Origin of the sequence: Aureimonas ureilytica DSM 18598 = NBRC 106430 (genome assembly GCF_000382705.1) — a bacterium.
Taxonomy (GTDB): domain Bacteria; phylum Pseudomonadota; class Alphaproteobacteria; order Rhizobiales; family Rhizobiaceae; genus Aureimonas; species Aureimonas ureilytica.
In genome coordinates, this window is the sequence record NZ_ARQE01000038.1 from 1 (window position 1) to 4106 (window position 4106).

General features: G+C 60.0%; 7 protein-coding genes. All 7 read right to left on the bottom strand.

Annotation, left to right across the window (positions count from 1 at the left end):
• The coding region (locus tag B146_RS27410) for a hypothetical protein (protein ID WP_040408959.1) at positions 1-223 on the bottom strand (223 nt) is incomplete at its 3' end.
• A complete protein-coding gene (locus B146_RS0124405; protein ID WP_019999097.1) occupies positions 216-1148 on the bottom strand; it encodes a hypothetical protein in 933 nt (310 codons plus the stop codon). The genes B146_RS0124405 and B146_RS27410, both read right to left, overlap by 8 nt.
• Positions 1145-2137, bottom strand: a complete 993-nt coding sequence (locus B146_RS0124410) for a radical SAM protein (RefSeq protein WP_019999098.1) — start codon at positions 2135-2137, stop codon at positions 1145-1147. The genes B146_RS0124405 and B146_RS0124410 overlap by 4 nt, the downstream gene beginning before the upstream one ends.
• Positions 2134-2571 carry a hypothetical protein gene (locus tag B146_RS27415; RefSeq protein ID WP_155897713.1) on the bottom strand — a complete coding sequence of 146 codons (438 nt, stop codon included), beginning with the start codon at positions 2569-2571 and terminating at the stop codon, positions 2134-2136. Before B146_RS27415 ends, B146_RS0124410 begins: the two co-directional genes overlap by 4 nt.
• A 2-nt stretch (positions 2572-2573) precedes the next feature.
• Entirely contained in the window at positions 2574-2954 is a 381-nt protein-coding gene (locus B146_RS0124420; RefSeq protein WP_019999100.1) for a hypothetical protein, read from the bottom strand.
• Positions 2951-3142: a hypothetical protein gene (locus B146_RS29325; protein WP_155897714.1), complete on the bottom strand. Its 192-nt coding sequence runs from the start codon at positions 3140-3142 to the stop codon at positions 2951-2953. Before B146_RS29325 ends, B146_RS0124420 begins: the two co-directional genes overlap by 4 nt.
• A gap of 124 nt (positions 3143-3266) precedes the next feature.
• The coding region (locus B146_RS28135; RefSeq protein WP_205753723.1) for an XRE family transcriptional regulator at positions 3267-4106 on the bottom strand (840 nt) is incomplete at its 5' end.

Consider the following 4106-nt stretch of genomic DNA (forward strand, 5'->3'; position numbering starts at 1 on the left):
TCGTACCATCCTTCGGAGCCGTCTCGATCGACTGCCAGTCCTCAGCCCCCTTCTTCTCCGCCTCTGCCAGCGCTTCGGAGAGGCGGGCGATGGTGGCGGCTGCTTCTTCCAGAGCGGAGGCGGCATCTCGGATGCGCTGGCGAACCTGCGAAAACGGAAGTGGCTGATTTATCAAAGGCTGGTCACACTCTCGCAGCCGCTCGATCAGGTCGCGCTCACTCATCGGACGCGCCCTCCCTGGAAGCGGAGCGGGCGGCGTCATCGGACGCGACGAGGCGATCCCAGATGCGCGATAGATGGCCGCCCTTGGCTTCGTTTCTCGCGTACCACCAAGCACCCCGCGCGTCGGAAATAATCCCGCTCGCCGTCTCCAGCGCCTTCCGCGCATCGTCGCGCTCGCGCTTGAAGGTCTCGGCTTCAGCTTCGGCCGGCTGAGATAAAGGGCGCGCGAGGGCGGCGGCTTTGCGCCGCTCCAGCAATTCGAGCAGACAGGATTGGGTATGCGGGAACCCATTGCGCTTACAAGCTTCGATTAGCTGACAAACCCCCGAATCCGAAACAGCAAACGCCTCAGCTTCCCAGCCCATTGCGGCCGGGGCTGGATCGGATTCGAGGGCGGCGCGTAAGGCGTCGATGGTCTCCCACGTCATATAGACGTAGGCACCTTGGCCATCGCGGGGTTGATCGTCAGGAGGCGTTTCGCTTTCGACCTCGCGCAACAGTTCCCGTACGGCATCTGCCGGCTGGGGTGAAGGGGTGGCGAGGGCTTCTGCCTCATCGGCGTGGGCCAAATCCTCAGCGCGCAGAAGAGCGCGAAGCCGTGTCTTGAGGCATCGATCCGGCGATACCTTCGAGCGCGGCACGAACCCATATGCGGCGTGGAAGTCGTCGTATGGCACGACCACAGCTTCCCCGCCCTTTGCGGCCGGTGAGGGGTTGGGGGCAGAAGCGGCTGAGATCATGGCGCGGTAGACGGCGGCGAGGATGTATCGGTCCTCGTCAATGTTTTGAGGGATTACGTCGGCCCAAGGCATCGTCCAAGCCATAACGCCATCCCGCAGCATGGCTTCGCTCGGCTCGCGCGGAACCAGCACGTATTCGCTCTCCACGCTCAGGGCAGGCGTGGCGGTGTCGTGAGAATGGGTCATGCGGCGTCTCCGAACATATCGATTTGTCCGCCATCGCGACCGAACCGAATACCCTTCGCTGATGGGTCGTATTTTTCGAAAGGGACATTGCGATAAGCACGCGTCACGACCCACCGTTGAAATCGCTTGTGGGGGCGGCTCGTCTGGTCGAACGGCATTGGGTAGGGATCAATGCCTCGCGCGGCCATCTTCTCGAAGCGATAGAAAATCCGGTCCCAGGTCTCTTTCTTATCAAACCCAATCAGCATGTAAGCCATCAGCTGGGTTGGCCGGATGCCCGCTCGCTCCAGCGTGTCCACGCCGCGCATAAACACGCCCTCATCCTTGAGGTTATCCCACGCGACATAGAGGCGGCGCTTGCCGAAGGAGGCATCGCGGAAGTCGATCGACGCCAGCGCCTCCGCCACTTCATCGGTTACCAGCCGGACGTTGATGCCTTGCGAGAAGCAGAGCTTGAAGCCCCCTATCTGCGCTTCCTCGATCCGCTCCCGCCACCATTCCTGCCCGAAGAAGTCGTTGTCGAGAAGGTGGATGTGCTTGGGGCGACCGTTGCCGCGCCAGATGTCATGAAGCGTACCAGTGGAACGGTTCGCGCCTTCCTTTTTCGGCACAACGCAAAACTTGCATTTGAGCCGGCAACCGCGCTGAGTGTAGCCGATGGATGCCGTGAAGTCGGGCCAGAAAGTAAGGTCGGCAGCGTCAGTGATACCGGGAGCAACGTCCTCGATTGTGGTTTCGCTTTGCGTGCCGGTGCCGCCGATCGCCGCTTCGGGGAAGTTGGCGGCGAAGCGTTCGGCCTTCTCTCGGCTGAACCCAAAAATCGAACTGCCATAAGCAAAATCATAGCGTTTGGGCTCGAACACGTCGCGCGTAACGGATCGGCTGAAATGGACGACGTGACCTTGACGATGATGCCACGCGCCGAGCCTCGCCAGGGCTAAGTTCGGCAGCTTCCCATCAATCTGAGTTAGGCGAACGCTTGCGCTCATTCCCCTCCCTCCTGGCCAGAAGCGGAGGAAAGAGAACGGCCTTCTGCTTTGGAGAGGGCGGCGCGGGCGCGTTCAATGGATGCCTCGTGATCGAGGATCATCTGGTCAAATATCTTGTCTGAAGGAGCAGCTTTCTTCGATCCGCGCTTGAGAAGCGAGACCGCTGCGGTCAACGAGGCAAGTGTATCTTTGGTCGCTTCCAGCAAATCGGGGGAGGCGGCAATGAGATGCGCATTGGCATCCAACTCGTCGTCGCCGCTCCTATAGCCTTCGTCGCCGCGCTGGATGACCATGCAGACAGGATCTATGCGACCCATCGGCCCAACGGGTTGGGATGACCAATAGCCAACATTCTCGTCATCAGGCTCTACTGCCCAATCTACATTTCCGCCGCCAAGCTCCCGCGGACCAGGAGTGTGCTTCATCTCCCCCATGGTCATGCCTCCTTCGAGGAGGAGCGGGTGGCGAGGGACAGCGCCCATGCGTCACCGCGTCGGTAGTTGGCCCAAGGATCATTGCGCAGGGAATGATAAGTCTCGATCCTTGAAGTCGGATCAGTGCTGTCGGCGTCCTCGGTCGTGGTGTATTCGGGCTCGTCACGCAGCACGTAGTATCCCGGCGTTTCGAGTCCGGCGTCGTCGGCCTCTTTCAAAAGCGCTTCGAACCTCCGCTGCCAATCGATAGGCATAGCTTCGAGCGCCAAGCGCGGCATAACCAGGTATGGTGTGTGGTAGAGGCGCGATGCGAGGCCGTTGAAGGGGGACTCGTCTTGCTCAACCTCAGCGGCAGGTCCGCCATTGCTTCGGTTCTCGGTCATCGGGTGATCTCCGAGATCGAGACCTGCAGGAGATGGGCGCCGTAAGGGGTGGCGAAGAAGGCGGCCCCGGCAGCAAACGAAAGTGCAAGGGCCAACAGGATGCAGCGGGCACGGCCATGCGCATCGCAGGCCGCGTCATGTCGTGCAGAGACGGATGGGCGTGCGAGCGCCCCAAATGAATTGGACATGTTCTCTCCTCATGTGGTGTTGCGCTTGGTAGGCGCACGGATGAGGGAGTCGATATACCCTCCTCGCAACATCCGAGAGAACGGTATATACCAATTCTAGTTTGTTCGTCAAACGCTATATCGGTTATCGGTAAGCGCTATCAATCCGATGAACGGATATCACGAGCTCCCGGTCGAACTCTATCTGGATCGGAGGGTTGTGCTGCGTCAGAATGAGCTTCGTCGGGGTGAACTTCACGAACTCTTTGACGAATCCGTATGGCGCATCGCCGTCCACGTCCGGGGCAATCTGCACGATCACGTCATCGCCAACCGAAACGGGCCGTCCAGGGTTGGCGACAACCGTTTCGCCGGCCTTGTACCGCGGGTACATCGAATCGCCATCAATATAGACTGCGTACACCCCGGCCACTCCACGCAACTTAGCGGGGCGAGGCTCCCAGCCGATGACTTGGCCATTGAACTGATATCGCCCGTCCGATCCACCCCGAACCTGACCAAAAGCGGGAATGACATCCGAGTCGCTTGGGATGACGGGGCCGCCCAAAGTAGCATTTGGGGTTATGACGGGAAAGCTTGTGGTCATGGGGGTGAATGAAGGATGAATGGGTGCCGGCGCTGGCGACGCGTAGTTCGCCTCCACCATTCTCTTTGCGGTTTCACGATCCTGCGGTGTAGCTTGAGCCCGTTGTCGACGAGCTTTGGCGTCCTCGGCTACTAGGGCGCGCAGTTCCTCGAGCGGAACATCCAATACCTCGGATAGCGCTATCAACTTGTTGTGGCGCGGGAGAACCTTCCCCCTCTCCACATCTGAGAGCGACGACTGGAAGTAGCCCGTCAGTTCGCCGAGCTGGATCTGGTCCAGGCCCTTCGCTTCACGAGCTTCACGTATGCGATTTCCGATCTTAGACATACCCCTCAAATACCCCATACCAGAATCTTGCGCAAATCGGCTATCGGCAGG